The following is a 2150-nucleotide window of genomic DNA, read 5'->3' as shown; positions in this document are numbered from 1 at the left end:
GCATCCCGGTGTACGTGACGCCGGGTGCCAACGCGCAGTCGGTGGCCGAGATGTCCCTGGGACTGATGTTCGCGGCCGCGCGCCGCATCGGCTGGATGGACGCCGAACTGCACGCCGGACGCTGGTCGCGCGCGCAGGACGGCATCGAGCTGAGCGGCAAGACGCTCGGGCTGGTCGGCTTCGGCCAGGTCGGCCAGCGGGTCGCCACGGTGTGCCTGGCACTCGGCATGGAGGTCGTGGCCTTCGACCCGGCGCTGGCGGGCGGCAGGAGTCCGGTCGATCGCGTGCGACTGCTGCCGTCGCTGGACGACATGCTGCCCTGGGTCGACGTGCTCAGCCTGCACGTGCCGCTCAACAGGCACACCCGCGACATGCTCGGTGCGCCGCAGTTCGCGGCGATGCGGCGCGGCGCCATCCTGGTCAACACCGCGCGCGGCGAAGTGATCGACGAGCCGGCGCTGGTCGCCGCGCTGCGGAGCGGCCAGCTGCACGCGGCGGGCCTCGACACCATGGCGACCGAGCCGCTGCCTGCCGGCAGCCCGCTGGCCGCGCTGCCCAACGTGGTGCTGACGCCGCATGTCGGCGGCTCGACGCCGGCGGCGCTCGCGGGCATGGCGAGCGGGGCCGCGCGCAACGTGCTCGGCTGGCTTCAAGGCCGGCCGGCCGATTCGTCGGCCTGCGTCAACCCCCAGGTCTTGTCCTGATCCACGTCCGTCTCCGGAGATTTGCCCATGAGCACCGAAACCGCCGTCCAGTGGCCCGCCGGCTACCGCATCCAACCACGCGCCGAAGGTCCGGCGGCCGAGGTCGTCGCAGCGTTCCGCGACGTCCCGGTCGCAGCGATCGGCGACGCGATGAGCCGCAACATCGGCACCCTCGGCCTGCGCCAGTACCACGCCCGCCTCGACACTGTGCTGTGCGGTCCGGCCGTCACGGTGCGCGTGCGCCCGGGCGACAACCTGATGATCCACAAGGCGCTCATGATGGTGCAGCCGGGCGACGTGCTGGTGATCGACGGCGGCGGCGATGTGTCGCAGGCGCTGGTCGGCGGACTGATCCGCACCACCTGCATCTTCAAGCGGATCGCCGGCCTCGTGATCGACGGCGCGGTGCGCGACCTGTGCGAATGGGCGGAGGAGGGCATGCCGATCTTCGCGCGCGGCCACACGCACCGCGGTCCGAGCAAGGACGGCCCCGGCGAGATCAACGTGCCCATCTCCTGCGCCGGCCTGGCCGTGCTGCCCGGCGACCTGATCGTCGGCGATGCGGATGGCGTGATCGCCATCCCGGCGGCGGAGTGCGCCGAAATCCTGGCCCGAAGCCGCACGCATCTCGTCAAGGAAGCGAAGATTCGTGCCGACAACCAGGCCGGCAAGTCGGACCCGGAGCGCTTCGACGCGACGCTGCGCGCCAAGGGCCTGCCGGTGTGAGCGCCATCGTGACGACGTCATCGCCCGGCCTGGAGAATTTCGCGGCGCCGAGTTCGTCCGCGCCGGCCGGCGCAGGCGCGCGGAACCTGCCGCGCAAGCTGCGCCGCATGTTGTCGCTGGACGATTTCGAGCAGGCGGCACGCCGCTTCCTGCCGGCGCCGATCTTTGCCTATGTTTCCGGCGGCTGTGAAACGAACCGGTCGCTGCGCGCCAATCGCAGCGCCTTCGAAGGCTTCGCCTGGGTGCCCCGCATCTTGACCGATACCTCCGGGCGCACGCTCGCCACGCCGCTGCTCGGCCGGCAGTACGCGGCGCCCTTCGGCATCGCGCCGATGGGCATCAGCGCGCTGTCGGCCTACCACGGCGACCTGGTGCAGGCGCAGGCCGCTGCGGCCACCAACGTGCCGATGATCCTGAGCGGCACCTCGCTGATCCCGATGGAGGACATCGCGCGCGCCAATCCGGCGGCCTGGTTCCAGGCCTACGTGCCCGGCGAGCCGGAGCGCATCCTGAAGCTGCTGGACCGGGTCGAGCGCGCCGGCTTCGGCACGCTCGTGGTCACGGTGGACACGCCGGTCTCCGGCAACCGCGAGAACAACATCCGCGCCGGCTTCTCCACGCCGCTGCGTCCGAGCCTGCGCCTCGCGCTCGATGGACTCACGCACCCGGGATGGCTCTGCAAGACGGCGCTTCGCACGCTGCTCGTGCACGGCATGCCGC

At 71.7% G+C, this 2150-nt stretch carries 3 protein-coding genes; all 3 read left to right on the top strand.

Going from position 1 to position 2150, the window contains the following annotated elements:
• Window positions 1–704, top strand: a 704-nt coding sequence (locus tag AC1DY5_RS52660; RefSeq protein WP_478122189.1) for an NAD(P)-dependent oxidoreductase, incomplete at its 5' end; no start/stop codon positions are given.
• Between the two features lie 27 nt (window positions 705–731).
• Window positions 732–1430 carry an RraA family protein gene (locus AC1DY5_RS52655; RefSeq protein WP_478122188.1) on the top strand — a complete coding sequence of 233 codons (699 nt, stop codon included), beginning with the start codon at window positions 732–734 and terminating at the stop codon, window positions 1428–1430.
• A 107-nt stretch (window positions 1431–1537) separates the two neighbouring features.
• Window positions 1538–2150 (top strand): alpha-hydroxy acid oxidase (locus tag AC1DY5_RS52650; RefSeq protein ID WP_478122190.1); only part of this gene is annotated, 613 nt, incomplete at its 3' end.

Source organism: Variovorax sp. P4_D9, from assembly GCF_056401695.1.
The sequence above is the reverse complement of the archived record's forward strand: the minus strand, read 5'-3'. Positions and strand labels throughout refer to the sequence as shown.

What these genes read in the sequence shown, in the direction of transcription:
- AC1DY5_RS52655 (WP_478122188.1), top strand. Translation starts at nt 732, where the DNA reads ATGAGCACCGAAACCGCCGTCCAGTGGCCCGCCGGCTACCGCATCCAA.